Here is a 13,889-nt window from a genome sequence, read left to right on the forward strand (position 1 = left end):
ATCAGCCTCACCGCAGCGGCTTCGCTATTTCGCCTCCACTACCACGTTGTCAATCAGCCGGACGCCGCCGAGGTGGGCAGCTAGGCATACTACGGTTGGTCGGTCAGCATACGTGTCGGCCAGCGGCTGCAATGTGTGGGCATCGGCTACCGTGATGTACTCCAGCTCCAGCCCGGGCACGGCGGCCAGTTGCTCGCGCACGGCCGCTTGTACGGCCCCCGGCGTAGTATGCCCGCCGCGGAGCAACTCGGCGGCGGCCTGCAGGCTTTGGTACAGGCGCGGGGCCAGCGCCCGGGCCTCCGGGCTCAGCCGCCGGTTGCGCGACGACATGGCCAGCCCGTCGGCCTCGCGTACCGTTGGGAAAGCTACCAACTCTAGATCGAAGGCTAAGTCGCTGACAAGCTGGCGTACGATGGCCACCTGCTGGAAATCCTTCTGGCCGAAATAAGCGCGATGAGGCCGGCTGAGGTGGAAAAGCTTACTAACCACCGTGGCCACTCCGTTGAAGTGGCCCGGACGGTGCTCCCCCTCCATTACCCGTTCCAGAGCCCCAAAACCAAACTGCACCGCCGTCGGGCGAGGGTACATTTCGGCTATTGAGGGCAGAAACAGGGCCGTGCAGCCAGCAGGAGCCAGCAGGGCCGCATCGGCTTCGGGCAGCCGCGGGTACAGGCGAAAATCGTCGGGGTTGTTGAACTGGGTGGGATTGACGAAGATACTGGCCACTACTACATCGCACTCGGTGGCGGCGGCCCGTACCAGCTGCAAATGGCCTTCGTGGAGCGCACCCATAGTAGGCACCAAACCAATATGTTGGCCGGTCCGGCGCCAGTTTTCGGTGTGGGCTTGCAACGCGGCGGCAGTGGTGAGTATCTCCATAAAGCAAAGGGGCCCGGCCAGGGGCCGGAAGGCGGACCAGAATGAAATTTCCCTCAAAAATGCTTAATTTTGTGCATCCCAAAGTGTTGCCTACCTCTAATAATCCCAACTGACCGTTTATGTCGAAGTTGAAAATACTCTATGCTGCCACGGAAATTGACCCGTTTCTGCAGACCACCAAGGTAGCGGAGTTTTTGCGGCGTCTGCCGCAGGGCATGCAGGAAATGGGGATGGAAATCCGCATTTTTGTGCCCCGTTTTGGCATTATCAACGAGCGTAAAAACCGACTGCACGAGGTAGTACGCCTCTCGGGCATCAACATTGCCGTGGGCGAAGACGAGAAGCCGCTCATTATTAAAGTGGCTTCTATTCCGAATGCCAAGCTACAGGTATACTTTATCGACAACGAGGATTATTTCCACCGCAAGTCGGTATTGGTTGATAAGAACGATAAGTTTCACTCAGACAACGACGAGCGGGCTATCTTTTTCTGCAAAGGCGTACTGGAAACTGTCAAGAAGCTCGGCTGGGCGCCCGATATCGTGCATTGCAACGACTGGATGACGGGTCTGATTCCGATGTATTTGAAGACGACCTACAAGAAGGATCCGATTTTCAAGGATGCTAAGTCGGTCTTTACGATTTACAGCAACGAGTTCGATTTCAAATTCGACGCCGACATTATCGAAAAAGCCAAGATGCTCGACATCGACGACGATATGCTGGCCTCTCTGAAGACGGCTGACTTTGGCGGCTTCATTAAAACGGGCATGCAGTATGCCGATAAGGTCGTGAAATCCGACGAGGATTTCAGCGAAAATATGGAGGCCTTGTTCACCGAGTATTCGACCAAAAAGCAAATTGACCAGGTAGCCGCCGACGACGACCTGCTGACCTCTTACTACGCGCTCTATAATGAACTGGCCAACTAGCGCCGGCCGACTTTCGTCGGTTACGCTGCTCGGAATTACGCTGTTGGCCCTGACCAGCAGCTGCGAAAAGGCCAACGACTTGGGACTTGACTTGCCCGGCACGTCGCCTATTTCTGCCACCTATCTTGATTTGCCGCTGAAGGCATCCACAGTGCGCCAGCCGGTGGTGCAGACGGTGAAAGCGAACAGTGCCCTCGTGGGCCGCGTGCGCGACTCGTTTGTGGGCACTACTACGGCCGCCGCCGCCCTGAACCTGCTGGTATTGCCGGGCCTTTCGCCGCTCGATTCGCTGCCGGCTAAATTCGTCAACCCCCGCCTCGATTCGGCGGTATTTGCCTTGGCTTTCGACCAAGTCTACGGTTCTGCGGTTCAGCCACTGCGCCTCGATGTACTGCCCCTGCAGCAGCCGCTCGACGCACGGACAGTGTACAACTCGACCACTACGGTGGCAACGGGCGACGCGCTGGTGAGCAACTTTCCGGCCGTACTCAACCGCGACAATACGGTACGGCTGCCGGCCAGCAACGCGCCCGATACCATCAGCGTGGCATCGCCCCAGCGTACTATCCGGATTCCGCTACTTAAATCGAGTAGCGCCGCGCCGCTGGTAAATTCGGTGTTTGCGGCCATGACGTCGAACTCTGCCTTCAACCAGAGTACGCTCGACGGACTGTGGAAGGGCGTGCTGCTCCGGCCTTCAGAAGGCCATGTAGGCAATGTCATCAGCATTCCACGCGCCTCTACCCGGACAGTTAATGTGGTTACCTTTTACTTCCGTACTGGTGCGGAAGGGAAAAAGCGCACGTACTCCATCTACTTGGCCAACATTGCACCGCTGAGTGGCTCTTTCACGGATGGCCGGTACTTCACGCAGCTCACCACCGATTTGGCCGGAACCCCGCTAGCTGGTCTTACTGCCCAAAACCCGCTGCCTTCAGACCGCACCAACGGCCTGACGTATGTGCAGGAGGGTGTGGGGCTGAGCACTCGGTTGGAGTTTGAAGGACTCGAAGCGCTGCGCGATAAACCAACGTTGGTTATCAACCGGGCCGAGCTACTCATTCCGGTCCGGCAGCTCAGCAATGGCTTGTTCCCGTACCCGTCTTCGCTTTATCTTTATGAGGTAAACGAGGCCAACCAGATTCTAACACGCGCGAATGGAGCCTCGACGGTTGACCGCCTCGTACAGCAGGACGAGCCAGTCCAGTTGCCCAATGGGTCGCTCGTCCTACCGTCTTCCACCGGCGTAGGGTATCCGGCTTCTGTTACGATTCCGTTTGGGCAGAATCCTACCCAGTTCTATTCAGTTGGTATCACGCAGTACTTACAGGCATTCCTGCAGAACCGCTTCAATGCGGGCGAGGATCGTCCTTCAGGGCTGTTGCTCTCTCCAGCCTTGCGCAATGGCGAAGGGGTCTTGCTACCGCAGCAAAGCGGCACAGTGGCCAACCTTAACCTGAACCGTGCGCAACTCGATGCCAACAACATCCGGCTGCGCGTATATTACTCCAAGCTTCAGTAAGAAGTAGCAGCCTCCCATAGGCCTGAGGGCGGCACGGCATTTGCCGGTGTCGCCCTACTTTTGTCTTATATTTTTTTCTTTTCGAGCTACGGCTCTGAACCCGTCGACTACTATGTGCGGAATTGTTGCTTACATCGGGCACCGTGAGGCCTGCCCCATTATTCTCAAAGGATTGCACCGGCTCGAATACCGGGGTTACGATTCAGCCGGCGTAGCGCTGCTGAATGACGGTGAGTTGAGCGTATACAAGAAAAAGGGCAAGGTTGCCGAGTTAGAGAAGTTCATTGCTGAGAAGGATACGCACGCCAATATCGGCATGGGCCATACCCGCTGGGCCACCCACGGTGAGCCGAACGATGTGAATGCCCACCCGCATTACTCTACTTCGGAGCGTATTGCCATCATCCACAATGGCATTATTGAAAACTACGCTGCCCTTAAGGAGCACCTGCAAGAGCAAGGCCACGTATTCCACTCCGATACTGACACGGAGGTGTTCGTGAATCTTATTGAGGAGATTCAGAAGAAAAACCAAGGCTCGCTGGAGCAGGCAGTGCGCTTGGCGCTGCACGAGGTAATCGGTGCGTACGCTATTGTAGTGCTGAGCAAGGACAACCCAGGCCAACTGATTGCAGCCCGCAAAGGCTCGCCGTTGGTGGTAGGCATTGGTGAGAACGAGTTTTTCCTGGCTTCCGACGCTACGCCTATCATTGAATACACCAGCGACGTAGTATATGTAAACGACTACGAACTGGTTGTTATCAAGGATGGGGAAATGGACGTGCGCAGCCGTGAGGATGTGAAGCAGACGCCCTACATTCAGAAGCTGGCGCTGGAGCTGGACCGTATTGAAAAAGGCGGCTACGAGCACTTCATGTTGAAGGAGATTTTTGAACAGCCCCGCTCTATCCTCGATTCGATGCGTGGACGCTTGGAAATGGAAGCCGGTCACCTGAATATGGGCGGCGTACGGGCCTACGAGCGGAAGTTTGTGAATGCCGACCGCATTCTGATTGTGGCCTGTGGTACTTCGTGGCATGCTGGCCTGGTAGCCGAGTATCTGTTCGAAGACTTGGCCCGGGTACCGGTGGAAGTGGAGTACGCCTCCGAGTTCCGCTACCGCAACCCCATTATTACAGAGCGCGACATTGTAATTGCTATTTCGCAAAGCGGCGAAACCGCCGATACGCTGGCCGCTCTGGAGCTGGCCAAGAGCCGCGGAGCTACCATTTTCGGGGTCTGCAACGTGGTAGGTTCGAGCATTGCCCGCGCCACCGACGCCGGCGCCTACACCCACGCCGGCCCCGAAATCGGAGTGGCCTCGACCAAAGCCTTTACGGCCCAGGTAACGGTGCTCACGCTGCTGGCCATGATTGTGGGCCACAAGCGCGGCACGCTTACCGATACCCGCCTGCGCGAGCTGATGGTGGAGCTGGAAACTATTCCGGCCAAAGTGGAAAAGGCGCTGGAGCTGAATACCGAAATCATGCAGATTGCGGAAATCTTCAAGGATTCGACCAACTTCCTGTACCTGGGCCGGGGCTACAACTTCCCGGTGGCACTTGAAGGCGCGCTTAAGCTCAAGGAAATCAGCTATATCCATGCCGAGGGATACCCGGCGGCCGAGATGAAGCACGGCCCTATTGCGCTCATCGACGAGAACATGCCCGTGGTGGTAATTGCCACCAAAGACAGCTCGTACGAGAAGGTAGTGAGCAACATTCAGGAAGTGAAGGCCCGCAAAGGCCGCATTATTGCCGTAGTAACCGAGGGCGACACCGTAATTCCGGCCATGGCCGAGTTCACGATTGAGGTGCCTGCTACCAGCGAGGTACTGATGCCCCTCGTATCGGTGGTTCCGCTGCAGCTCCTCTCCTACCACATTGCCGTACTGCGAGGCTGCAACGTCGACCAGCCTCGTAACCTGGCCAAGTCGGTAACAGTAGAGTAGCCTTTTTAAGCTGGTAGCTTTGTTCTGAATACAGAGTGCCGCCTCCGAAGCTTCGGAGGCGGCACTCTGTATTTGGGGCGGGGCGTTACACCCGCCTATAGCGCAAACGACTCGCCGCGTAGATACATCGTCTTGAGTAAGGGGCACACTTTGTAGCGCTCCTCGTGGGTGTCCTGATACAGGCATTCCAGCGTTTCGTACACCCGCGCTACACCAATGGCATTGGCCCACTCGAAGGGCCCGCGGGGATAGTTGGTGCCCAGTTTCATGCCCAAGTCAATATCCTGTACCGAAGCCGTGCCTTCCTGCAGCGTGTAGCAGGCCTCGTTAATAATCATGCATACGATGCGCGGCGTTACCAGCCCCACGCGGTCGGCCACCAGCCGGTAGTCGGTACCCAGATTGGCACAAAGGGTGGCCAGCACAGGGGACGAAGCCGGGTCGAGCAACGTAACCTCCAGCAGAGGCCGATCAAGCAGGGTAGGCAGGGCACAAAGGCCAAACACCGGGCCTTGCGGAGGCTCTTCACTGTGGAAGAGTTGTGCCAGGCTGCGGGCAGTGGTATCGTAGAACAGGGGCTGGCGGGGCTGCTCGTAGTGCAGCTCGGGCCAGTCGCGCAGGTCGAAGAGCACATCGGCAGCAGCCAGGCGGGCCGGCAGATCGGGTGCGGCGGCGGGGCAGAAGTCGTAGCTATGGGCCTCACCGAACTTGCAACGCAGTTCCGTTTCGACGGTTTCGCCGCCCACAATGAATAGATGCATAAATTTTCGGCTTACTTTAGCCCAAAGATAGTTCTTTCGTTTACCCACCCTGTTTTACGCCCTACCCATGGCCCATACCGTCGTTTTTTCGCCACAGGCCCCTGCTCCCATAGGTCCCTACAGCCAAGCTATCAGGGCCGGCAACACTGTGTATGTCTCCGGCCAGATTGCTCTCGACCCAGCCACCAGCCAACTCGTGGGTGACGGGGATGTAGCCGCCGAAACCCACCAGGTGATGCGCAACCTGCAGGCGGTGCTGGCGGCGGCCGGCCTCTCCATGCGCCACATTGTGAAGTGCAGCATTTTTGTAAAAGACCTGGGCAATTTTGGCCTCATCAACGACATCTATGGCAGTTATTTCGATGCCGACTATGCTCCGGCTCGCGAAACGGTAGAAGTGAGCCGGTTGCCCAAAGACGTGCAGGTGGAAGTTTCGTGCGTGGCCGTGGAAGCATAAATGAGCCACTGCAGCGGTATGATGAGCAGGGCAAAGAACCTGGCAGCTACTGTCAACTGACATTTACCCGCCGCACAGCTTATTCTGTACCTCACTCAAAAAAAGCGCGCCAGATGCTTCATTGACCACCTCGTTACCTTACTGCATGCGCGAACTTGGCATTTTCCTGTTCCTGGCCGGGCTGGTTGCCTTGGTAGCCCCTTACCTGCTGCCGGGCAATTTCCGGTTTCCGCTGCTTGATTGGATTTACACCTGGGGGCCAACGGTAGCCTGGGCCATCAGGGGCGGCGCGGTGCTGCTGGGACTGGTGCTGTGGCTGCGCTTCAAGAACCGCGAATAATGCGTCGTCCCAGCGTCCGCAAGCCAGCCAAGGCCCTGGCCCGACCCGATTACTTTCCGCCCGAAAACGTGCTCCTGCGGGTTCTGTCCCCCGCCTTGGTGGGCCAGCGCGAGTTCGAGCAGTTCCATTTTATCGGTTTTGATTTAAGCCAGGCCGAGCTGGCGGGTCGTCGATTTACCGATTGCCTATTCGAAACCTGCAACCTAGCCGGGGCCTCGCTGGCCAACGTCAGCCTGCAAAATGTGGCTTTCGACGGCTGCAAGCTGCTGGGCCTGCAGTTCACCGTCTGTCGCGACCTGCTGTTTGGCGTCCACTTCGACCGTTGTCAGCTCGATTACGCTTCGTTCGGGAGCAAACAGATGGCCGGCACGCGCTTTGACGGCTGTTCGCTGCGGGAGGCCGATTTCGCCGATACCAACCTGATGGGGAGCGTATTTGCCGACTGCGACCTGACCGGCGCTTTGTTTGAGAACACGAAGCTGGCCGGCGCCGACTTCCGAACCGCCCGCCACCTCCAGCTCGACCCAGCCCTCAACGACGTGAAGGGCGCCCGCTTCGCCCTCGAAAGCCTGCCGGGCCTGCTGACAAAATTCGGGCTGGTAGTGGAGTGAGAAGAAATGATGCTTTTTGTCATCCCCATTTCCCTATCTCCTCTTTCGTACCTTTGCAGCGCGGTTTTCACCCCCAACGGTGCCGCGAATCAACTGACTTATGGAAAGAGAAGTACGGGTGCGTTTTGCGCCCAGCCCCACCGGCCCGCTGCATATCGGCGGCGTGCGCACCGCGCTCTACAACTACCTGCTGGCCCGCAAGCTGGGCGGCAAAATGCTGTTGCGCATCGAAGACACCGACCAGAACCGCTTTGTGCCCGGCGCCGAGCAGTACATTATGGATGCGCTGCGCTGGTGCGGCATCGAGATTGACGAGGGCATCGAGCAGGGCGGCCCCCACGCGCCCTACCGCCAGAGTGAGCGGAAGCCGATGTACCGCCAGTACGCCGACCAGCTGATCAAGGACGGCTTTGCCTACTACGCCTTCGATACGCCCGAGGAGCTGGACGCCATGCGCGCCCGCCTCACGGCCGCCAAGGTGCCCAACCCGCAGTACAACAGCATCACGCGCACCCAGATGCGCAACTCGCTCACGCTGCCCGCCGAGGAAGTGGAGCAACTGCTAGCTGCCGGCACACCATACGTCATCCGCCTGAAAGTACCCCGTAAAGAGGAAGTGCGCTTCCAGGACCTCATTCGAGGTTGGGTGGTGGTACATTCGTCGGCTATTGATGACAAGGTGCTGATGAAGTCCGATGGCATGCCGACATACCATCTGGCCAATATCGTGGATGACCACCTGATGGAAATCACGCACGTTATCCGGGGCGAAGAGTGGCTGCCCTCGGCACCGCTGCATGTGCTGTTGTACCGCTATCTGGGCTGGGAAAGCACCATGCCGCAGTTCGCCCACCTGCCGCTGCTGCTCAAGCCCGATGGCACCGGCAAGCTCAGCAAGCGCGACGGCGACAAGCTCGGCTTCCCGGTGTTCCCGCTCGAATTCCACGGCACCGACGCCGATGGCCAGCCCACCGTGAGCAGCGGCTACCGCGAGGCCGGCTACCTGCCCGAGGCGTTCATTAACTTCCTGGCCTTTTTGGGCTGGAACCCCGGCACGCCCCAGGAGCTGTTTACCATGGACGAGCTGATTGAAAACTTCTCGATTGAGCGCGTGAGCAAGTCGCCGGCCCGCTTCGACCAGAACAAGGTGCGCTGGTACAACGAGCAGTACCTGCGCGCCAAGCCCGACACCGAGTTGGCCCAGTACCTCATGGAGGACCTGCAGAAGCAAGGCGTTGAGGTGTCGGCCGATAAAGCCACCCAGATTGCCGCCCTGGTGAAGGAACGGGCCACTTTCCCGGCCGATCTGGCCCAGGAGGCGCAGCTGTTCTTCGAGCAGCCTACCCGCTACGACGAGCAGGTAATCAGCAAAAAATGGAACGCGCCGGTAGCCGCTGTACTGGCCGAATTTGCCGCTCAGCTGCCTGCCGCCCCTGGTGCCACTCCCGATGAGATTAAGGCGCTCCTCACGCAAGTAGTGGAAGGTCAGGGCCTGAAAATCGGGCAGGTACTGCAGGCGCTGCGGGTTGCCGTAACCGGGGCCGGCGCCGGCCCCGACCTGATGCACATTATGCACATTTTGGGCCCGCAGGAAACTGCCGGGCGGATTCAGGCGGCGGTAGCGGCCCTGCCCGCAGCCTAACATTTCCGGATTTCTGATTACGAAAGCCCGCCCGACAAACCGTTGGGCGGGCTTTTGCATGGGGGGGCAGTAGCATATCCTTCGCACCAACGGCTGCGTACCTACAGGGCGCGGGCCGTGGGCCGGCGCGCTTCCGCTTACTTAACCTGCCCCGCATTGTTATGGCTAAGAAACCCGCCAAGTCGAAAAGTAAAAAAGAAGAGCCCGAGAAGAAAGCCCGGGTGCATAAGGAGCTGGAAGGCTTCGAAATCAAGGTGAACCCGCTGGGTGAAATCACCTCCAATTACTCCATCGAAGAAATCAACAAGTTCCTCAACCGCCATGTGCGCGACAAAAAGCTGGTGAACCGCGACGGGGTTTTCGGGGAGAAGGACGAGGAAGATGACGACCTGCCAATCGAAGAAGCAGAGGAGTCGGAGGAGGATTTTGTGCGCCGCAGCAGCACCGAGGCCAAGAGCAAAAAGCCCAAAGCTGATGCGAAAGGTAAGGAGGTGGATGAGGACGAGGTAACGGATGAAGACGACGAGTAAGCTCGCGCTTTATTCATCTTTCGCTATACTTGAGCTTCTTTCCATCCATTTCCCAACGCTTGCGCATGCAGTCTCACGAAATCGACTATAAAATTCTCGGCAACGACATTCAGGTGCTCGAAGTAGAGCTAGATCCCAACGAAACGGTAATTGCCGAAGCGGGGGCCATGGTGTACATGAGCGAGGCCATTGCCTTCGAAACCAAAATGGGCGACGGCTCAGAAGTAAACCAGGGGCTGATGGGCAAGCTGTTTTCGGCCGGTACCCGGCTGCTCACAGGCGAGTCGCTATTCATGACGCACTTTACCCACCGCGGCGGTTCGGGCAAGGCCCAGGTAGCCTTTTCGGCCCCTTACCCCGGTACCATCATCGCGCTCGATTTGCGGGAGTTGCCGCAGGGTTTGATTGTGCAGAAGGATGGCTTTTTGGCCGCCGCCCGGGGCACCAAAATTAGTCTGCACCTCAACTCGAAGCTTGGCGCGGGCTTTTTTGGCGGCGAAGGATTCATTCTGCAGAAGATAACCGGTGACGGCAAAGCCTTCGTGCACGCGGGCGGAGCCATCATTGAAAAGCGCCTCAACAACGAACTGCTACGTGTTGATACCGGCTGCGTAGTGGCCTTCGAGCCGGGCATCGATTTCAGCATTGCCCGCGCCGGTGGCCTCAAGTCCATGATTTTCGGGGGCGAGGGGCTGATGCTGGCCACGCTACGCGGTACGGGCCGGGTATGGCTGCAGTCTATGCCCGTAAAGAAGCTCATTCAGGCCCTGGCCCCGGCTGGCGGCAATGCCGGCAAAGAAAGCGGTGGCCTGCTCGGCAATCTGTTTCAGGAATAAGCATCCATCCTATCTGGCGCGGCAATCCGGCAAGTACGCATGCCGGGCTGTCGCGCCAGGCCTTTTTGGCCAGCAATCAGTTTACGGCGCTGAACGCAATAACTCCCAGGCTAACCAACAGGGCCAGTGCAATAAGCCCTAAAATGCCCGCTGTAAGGTAATTGGCCCGCTTCTCGGATTTTTTCTCCTTCTCCAAACGAACATAGCTGCTGGTGCGCCGTCGCCGGCTGGAGGAAGAGGAAACAGGAGCAAGAGTTGCGCTGGACATACGCGGGAGTTTAGGTTGGAACTCAGATCAGGACAAAGCGAAATATAAGTAGTTATCCGATTATAATGCAAAGCTGCGCCCCGAAAAAACAGATCAGCGAATCACCAGTATCGGATTTCAACTTACGTACTACAGCACGTTAGCGGATTTTTCGGCACGTCGGTCGGCTGGGCCTGCATAGGCGCAATGTCCTATTTTACCAGTAAAGGCATCCGCTCAGGGCCCAGGCGGTACCAGCGGCACGCCGGTCCGGATGCCATTCACATAAAACTCTGATGGGAGCGGGTGGCCTGTTTCATCGTAGCAACGCCACTCGCCAAACCAGAAGAACCGTTCGGTAGTGGCTGTAGACTGATACCGGGCTTTGCCCCGCCTGGCTATCTGCCCGTTGGGGTGGTACACGGTTAGGGTAATAAGGCCCGCCGGACGACGATGGAAACGCTCGGTGCGTTCGGGCAGGCCGCCGGGGCTGAAGTAGCGCCAGCGCCCTGCCTCGCGACCATGCCGGTAGCGGCCCTTATTGAGCAAGTGCTGCTGCGCATCGAGGTAGGTGCGCCAGGGGCCATGGCGTTGCTCTTGCTGATCGAAACGGTTGCGTGACCAGAAGCCAACAGGCACCCGGGCGCAACTGCTGAGCCCAATCAAGGTCACGCTCAGCAGCGACCAATGCAGCATGGAAGTACGGCGCATAGCAGGAGAAAATAATCCTGCCGATAGTTACAACTAATTATTTAGTTGTGAAAGGATTTCATCCAGCAGCTCCCGCGAATTGCTGAGGCGGGGTACCTTGTGCTGGCCCCCAAGCTTGCCCCGGCTGGCCAGCCAGCGCCCAAATGCACCAGCTGGAGCCACTGTGAGCGTAGGCGGCATAAGGGCCAGGTCGCGGTGTCGTTTGGCGTCGTAGTCGGAGTTGAGCTGGCGCAGCGTATCGTCGAGTACCTGCACGAAATGGGCCGGATCGGTGGGCGGGCAGGTGAACTCAACAAGCCACTGGTGGCTGCCGCGCGAGTTACCGGCACCCTCAGCGAAGTAAATGGGGGCCGCCGTATAGTCGCCGACCGTGGTATTGGTGGCCCGGCAGGCAGCGGCCAGGGCAGCGTCGGCGTGTTCTACCACCACCTCTTCACCGAAGGCATTGAGGAAGTGCTTGGTGCGCCCACAGATGCGGATGCGGTAGGGTGCCAGGCTGGTAAAGCGCACCGTGTCGCCGATTTTATAGCGCCACAGTCCGGCGTTGGTGCTGATGAGCAGGGCGTAGGTGCGGCCCAGCTCTACCTCATCCAGCCCAATGGCCTGGGGCGCAGCTTCCTCCCATTGGTTCTGGGGCAAAAACTCGTAGTAGATGCCGTGGTTGAGCAGCAGCAGCAGGTCTTCGGAATCCGGCTCGTCCTGCAGGGCCAGATAGCCCTCGGAGGCATTGTACACTTCGAGGTAGTGCATTTTCGAGCTCGGGATGAGCTGGCGAAACAGCTCGCGGTAGGGCCCGAAGGCTACCGCGCCGTGCAGAAACAAGCCTAACCGTGGCCAGATGGCGTGCAAATCGTCGGTGCCGGCTAGCTCGCGCACCCGGCGTAACAGCACAATCATCCAGGTGGGTACGCCCGCCAGCGCCCGCACATCGGTTTGCATCACATGGCGGGCAATGCGCTCAATCTTCTCCTCCCACTCATCCAGCAAGGCCAGCTCCAGCGGCGGGGTCCGGATGAACTCGGCCCAGGCGGGCAGGTTTTGCATAATAATGGCCGACACATCGCCAACCCGCGAGTTGGGGACTTCGGGACGGAGCGGGTTGGGGCCGTGGGTACCGCCGAGCGACAGGGTTTTGCCGCCCAGAAAATCGTGCTTGGGGTAATGCAGCGTGGCCAAGGCCGTCATGTCGCGGCCGGCGCGGTAGTGGCACTCGTGCAGGGCTTCGCGGGTAACGGGGATGTACTTGCTGCGGGCATTGGTGGTACCGCTGCTTTTAGCAAACCACTGCACCCGGCCGGGCCACAGCACGTTGGCCTCGCCCAGCAGCACCCGCTCAATTTCGGGGTACAGCTCCTCGTAGCTGCTCACAGGTACGCGCTGGGCAAATTCGCGGGCCGAGGGTGCATCGGCGTAGCCGTAGCGGCGGCCCCAGTCGGTGCCGCGGGCCGTGCGCAGCAGCTCCTGGCGCACCTGCTGCTGCACCTCGTGCGGGTGGCGCCGGAAATGCTCGATGCTGGTCAGCCGGCGCTGCACGGCCCAGGTCAGAACGGTGCCAATCATTGGTTGTGCTTCGTGTTTAATGGCTATGATGCCAATGAAGAACGATGTAGGGGCGGGGCTTGTCCCCGCCCGCCGTTCGTGTCGTTGAATAACATCGTGCTGCTTAACAGCAAGTAATCACGAAGTACTCACACCTTGCGCTTCAGCTCGAAATGCTTGCCCAGATACACGCGGCGCACCATTTCATCGGCGGCCAGCTCTTCGGCGGTGCCGGCTTTCAGCAGCTTGCCCTCGAAGAGCAGGTAGGCCCTATCCACGATGCTGAGCGTTTCGTTCACGTTGTGGTCGGTGATGAGGATGCCGATGTTCTTGTGCTTGAGCTTGGCCACGATGCCCTGAATTTCCTCCACCGCAATTGGGTCGACGCCCGCAAAGGGCTCATCGAGGAGCACGAATTTGGGGTCGACGGCCAGGGCGCGGGCAATTTCGGTGCGCCGCCGCTCGCCACCGCTCAGTACCCGGCCCAGGTTTTTGCGCACATGGGTCAGGCTGAACTCGTTGAGCAGCTCCTCCACCTTGTCGCGCTGGGCCTGCTTGGGCATATCCGTCATCTGGAGCACCGACAGCACGTTTTCCTCCACCGTCAGGTCGCGGAACACGGAGGCCTCCTGGGCGAGGTAGCCAATGCCGAGGCGGGCGCGCTGATAGATAGGCAGCTTGGTGATGTCGCGGTCATCCAGGAAAACCTTGCCCTCGTTGGGCTTTACCATGCCCACCGTCATATAAAACGAGGTGGTTTTGCCCGCGCCGTTGGGGCCGAGTAGTCCCACAATCTCGCCCTGCTCGACGTGCAGGCTCATGTCGTTGACCACCGTGCGGGCCTTGTACTTCTTTACCAGGTGTTCAGCGCGAAGAACCATTTATTGGAGAGTAGCGTGGGGTATTGTTGGTAGAAGAACTGTCATGCTGA

Annotated in this window: 14 protein-coding genes; 9 read left to right on the forward strand and 5 right to left on the reverse strand. The window is 58.8% G+C overall.

What is annotated here, in order from left to right; all coding sequences use genetic code 11:
- Positions 1 to 24 precede the first annotated feature (24 nt).
- Positions 25 to 879 carry a pantoate--beta-alanine ligase gene (gene panC, locus J7E24_RS03695; protein ID WP_215135236.1) on the reverse strand — a complete coding sequence of 285 codons (855 nt, stop codon included), beginning with the start codon at positions 877 to 879 and terminating at the stop codon, positions 25 to 27.
- Positions 880 to 998: 119 nt separating this feature from the next.
- On the opposite strand from panC, the gene J7E24_RS03700 reads away from it, so the two are divergent.
- From J7E24_RS03700 to glmS, 3 genes are all read left to right on the forward strand, one after another.
- A complete protein-coding gene (locus J7E24_RS03700) occupies positions 999 to 1,811 on the forward strand; it encodes a glycogen/starch synthase (protein ID WP_092773934.1) in 813 nt (270 codons plus the stop codon).
- A complete protein-coding gene (locus tag J7E24_RS03705) occupies positions 1,795 to 3,333 on the forward strand; it encodes a DUF4270 family protein (protein ID WP_215135238.1) in 1,539 nt (512 codons plus the stop codon). The genes J7E24_RS03700 and J7E24_RS03705 overlap by 17 nt, the downstream gene beginning before the upstream one ends.
- 112 nt (positions 3,334 to 3,445) lie before the next feature.
- Positions 3,446 to 5,284, forward strand: a complete 1,839-nt coding sequence (gene glmS, locus J7E24_RS03710) for a glutamine--fructose-6-phosphate transaminase (isomerizing) (RefSeq protein WP_215135240.1) — start codon at positions 3,446 to 3,448, stop codon at positions 5,282 to 5,284.
- Between the two features lie 95 nt (positions 5,285 to 5,379).
- Here the strand turns inward: glmS and J7E24_RS03715 are convergent, their stop codons facing one another.
- Positions 5,380 to 6,045, reverse strand: coding sequence for a 3-hydroxyacyl-CoA dehydrogenase family protein (locus J7E24_RS03715; RefSeq protein ID WP_215135242.1), 666 nt, complete (start codon positions 6,043 to 6,045; stop codon positions 5,380 to 5,382).
- Between the two features lie 67 nt (positions 6,046 to 6,112).
- Here J7E24_RS03715 and J7E24_RS03720 point away from each other — a divergent pair, with 67 nt between their 5' ends.
- The 6 genes from J7E24_RS03720 to J7E24_RS03745 all read left to right on the forward strand — a co-directional run bounded on the left by J7E24_RS03720 (position 6,113) and on the right by J7E24_RS03745 (position 10,461).
- Positions 6,113 to 6,502, forward strand: a complete 390-nt coding sequence (locus J7E24_RS03720) for a RidA family protein (RefSeq protein ID WP_215135244.1) — start codon at positions 6,113 to 6,115, stop codon at positions 6,500 to 6,502.
- Between the two features lie 145 nt (positions 6,503 to 6,647).
- Positions 6,648 to 6,842 carry a hypothetical protein gene (locus J7E24_RS03725; protein WP_215135246.1) on the forward strand — a complete coding sequence of 65 codons (195 nt, stop codon included), beginning with the start codon at positions 6,648 to 6,650 and terminating at the stop codon, positions 6,840 to 6,842.
- Positions 6,842 to 7,453 carry a pentapeptide repeat-containing protein gene (locus tag J7E24_RS03730; RefSeq protein ID WP_215135248.1) on the forward strand — a complete coding sequence of 204 codons (612 nt, stop codon included), beginning with the start codon at positions 6,842 to 6,844 and terminating at the stop codon, positions 7,451 to 7,453. Before J7E24_RS03725 ends, J7E24_RS03730 begins: the two co-directional genes overlap by 1 nt.
- Before the next feature lie 100 nt (positions 7,454 to 7,553).
- Positions 7,554 to 9,095 (forward strand): glutamate--tRNA ligase, encoded by a 1,542-nt coding sequence (gltX, locus tag J7E24_RS03735; RefSeq protein ID WP_215135250.1) that lies wholly within the window; start codon positions 7,554 to 7,556, stop codon positions 9,093 to 9,095.
- 161 nt (positions 9,096 to 9,256) lie between these two features.
- A complete protein-coding gene (locus tag J7E24_RS03740; protein ID WP_215135252.1) occupies positions 9,257 to 9,625 on the forward strand; it encodes a hypothetical protein in 369 nt (122 codons plus the stop codon).
- A gap of 65 nt (positions 9,626 to 9,690) precedes the next feature.
- Positions 9,691 to 10,461, forward strand: coding sequence for a TIGR00266 family protein (locus J7E24_RS03745; RefSeq protein ID WP_215135254.1), 771 nt, complete (start codon positions 9,691 to 9,693; stop codon positions 10,459 to 10,461).
- Positions 10,462 to 10,945: 484 nt separating this feature from the next.
- Here the strand turns inward: J7E24_RS03745 and J7E24_RS03750 are convergent, their stop codons facing one another.
- The 3 genes from J7E24_RS03750 to lptB all read right to left on the reverse strand — a co-directional run bounded on the left by J7E24_RS03750 (position 10,946) and on the right by lptB (position 13,839).
- Positions 10,946 to 11,419 carry a toxin-antitoxin system YwqK family antitoxin gene (locus tag J7E24_RS03750; protein ID WP_215135256.1) on the reverse strand — a complete coding sequence of 158 codons (474 nt, stop codon included), beginning with the start codon at positions 11,417 to 11,419 and terminating at the stop codon, positions 10,946 to 10,948.
- Between the two features lie 33 nt (positions 11,420 to 11,452).
- Entirely contained in the window at positions 11,453 to 12,979 is a 1,527-nt protein-coding gene (locus tag J7E24_RS03755; protein ID WP_215135258.1) for a GH3 auxin-responsive promoter family protein, read from the reverse strand.
- Between the two features lie 128 nt (positions 12,980 to 13,107).
- Positions 13,108 to 13,839, reverse strand: a complete 732-nt coding sequence (gene lptB, locus J7E24_RS03760; RefSeq protein WP_215135260.1) for an LPS export ABC transporter ATP-binding protein — start codon at positions 13,837 to 13,839, stop codon at positions 13,108 to 13,110.
- Between the last annotated feature and the right edge of the window lie 50 nt (positions 13,840 to 13,889).

It is taken from the genome of Hymenobacter sp. ISL-91, assembly GCF_018613725.1.
GTDB lineage: Bacteria > Bacteroidota > Bacteroidia > Cytophagales > Hymenobacteraceae > Hymenobacter.

Excerpts from the sequence above, each read along its gene's own strand:
- glmS (WP_215135240.1), top strand. The coding sequence starts at position 3,446 with ATGTGCGGAATTGTTGCTTACATCGGGCACCGTGAGGCCTGCCCCATT.
- J7E24_RS03745 (WP_215135254.1), top strand. The coding sequence starts at position 9,691 with ATGCAGTCTCACGAAATCGACTATAAAATTCTCGGCAACGACATTCAG.
- panC (WP_215135236.1), bottom strand. The coding sequence starts at position 879 with ATGGAGATACTCACCACTGCCGCCGCGTTGCAAGCCCACACCGAAAAC.
- J7E24_RS03730 (WP_215135248.1), top strand. The coding sequence starts at position 6,842 with ATGCGTCGTCCCAGCGTCCGCAAGCCAGCCAAGGCCCTGGCCCGACCC.
- J7E24_RS03740 (WP_215135252.1), top strand. The coding sequence starts at position 9,257 with ATGGCTAAGAAACCCGCCAAGTCGAAAAGTAAAAAAGAAGAGCCCGAG.
- J7E24_RS03700 (WP_092773934.1), top strand. The coding sequence starts at position 999 with ATGTCGAAGTTGAAAATACTCTATGCTGCCACGGAAATTGACCCGTTT.
- J7E24_RS03755 (WP_215135258.1), bottom strand. The coding sequence starts at position 12,979 with ATGATTGGCACCGTTCTGACCTGGGCCGTGCAGCGCCGGCTGACCAGC.
- lptB (WP_215135260.1), bottom strand. The coding sequence starts at position 13,839 with ATGGTTCTTCGCGCTGAACACCTGGTAAAGAAGTACAAGGCCCGCACG.
- J7E24_RS03720 (WP_215135244.1), top strand. The coding sequence starts at position 6,113 with ATGGCCCATACCGTCGTTTTTTCGCCACAGGCCCCTGCTCCCATAGGT.
- gltX (WP_215135250.1), top strand. The coding sequence starts at position 7,554 with ATGGAAAGAGAAGTACGGGTGCGTTTTGCGCCCAGCCCCACCGGCCCG.
- J7E24_RS03725 (WP_215135246.1), top strand. The coding sequence starts at position 6,648 with ATGCGCGAACTTGGCATTTTCCTGTTCCTGGCCGGGCTGGTTGCCTTG.
- J7E24_RS03750 (WP_215135256.1), bottom strand. The coding sequence starts at position 11,419 with ATGCGCCGTACTTCCATGCTGCATTGGTCGCTGCTGAGCGTGACCTTG.
- J7E24_RS03705 (WP_215135238.1), top strand. The coding sequence starts at position 1,795 with ATGAACTGGCCAACTAGCGCCGGCCGACTTTCGTCGGTTACGCTGCTC.
- J7E24_RS03715 (WP_215135242.1), bottom strand. The coding sequence starts at position 6,045 with ATGCATCTATTCATTGTGGGCGGCGAAACCGTCGAAACGGAACTGCGT.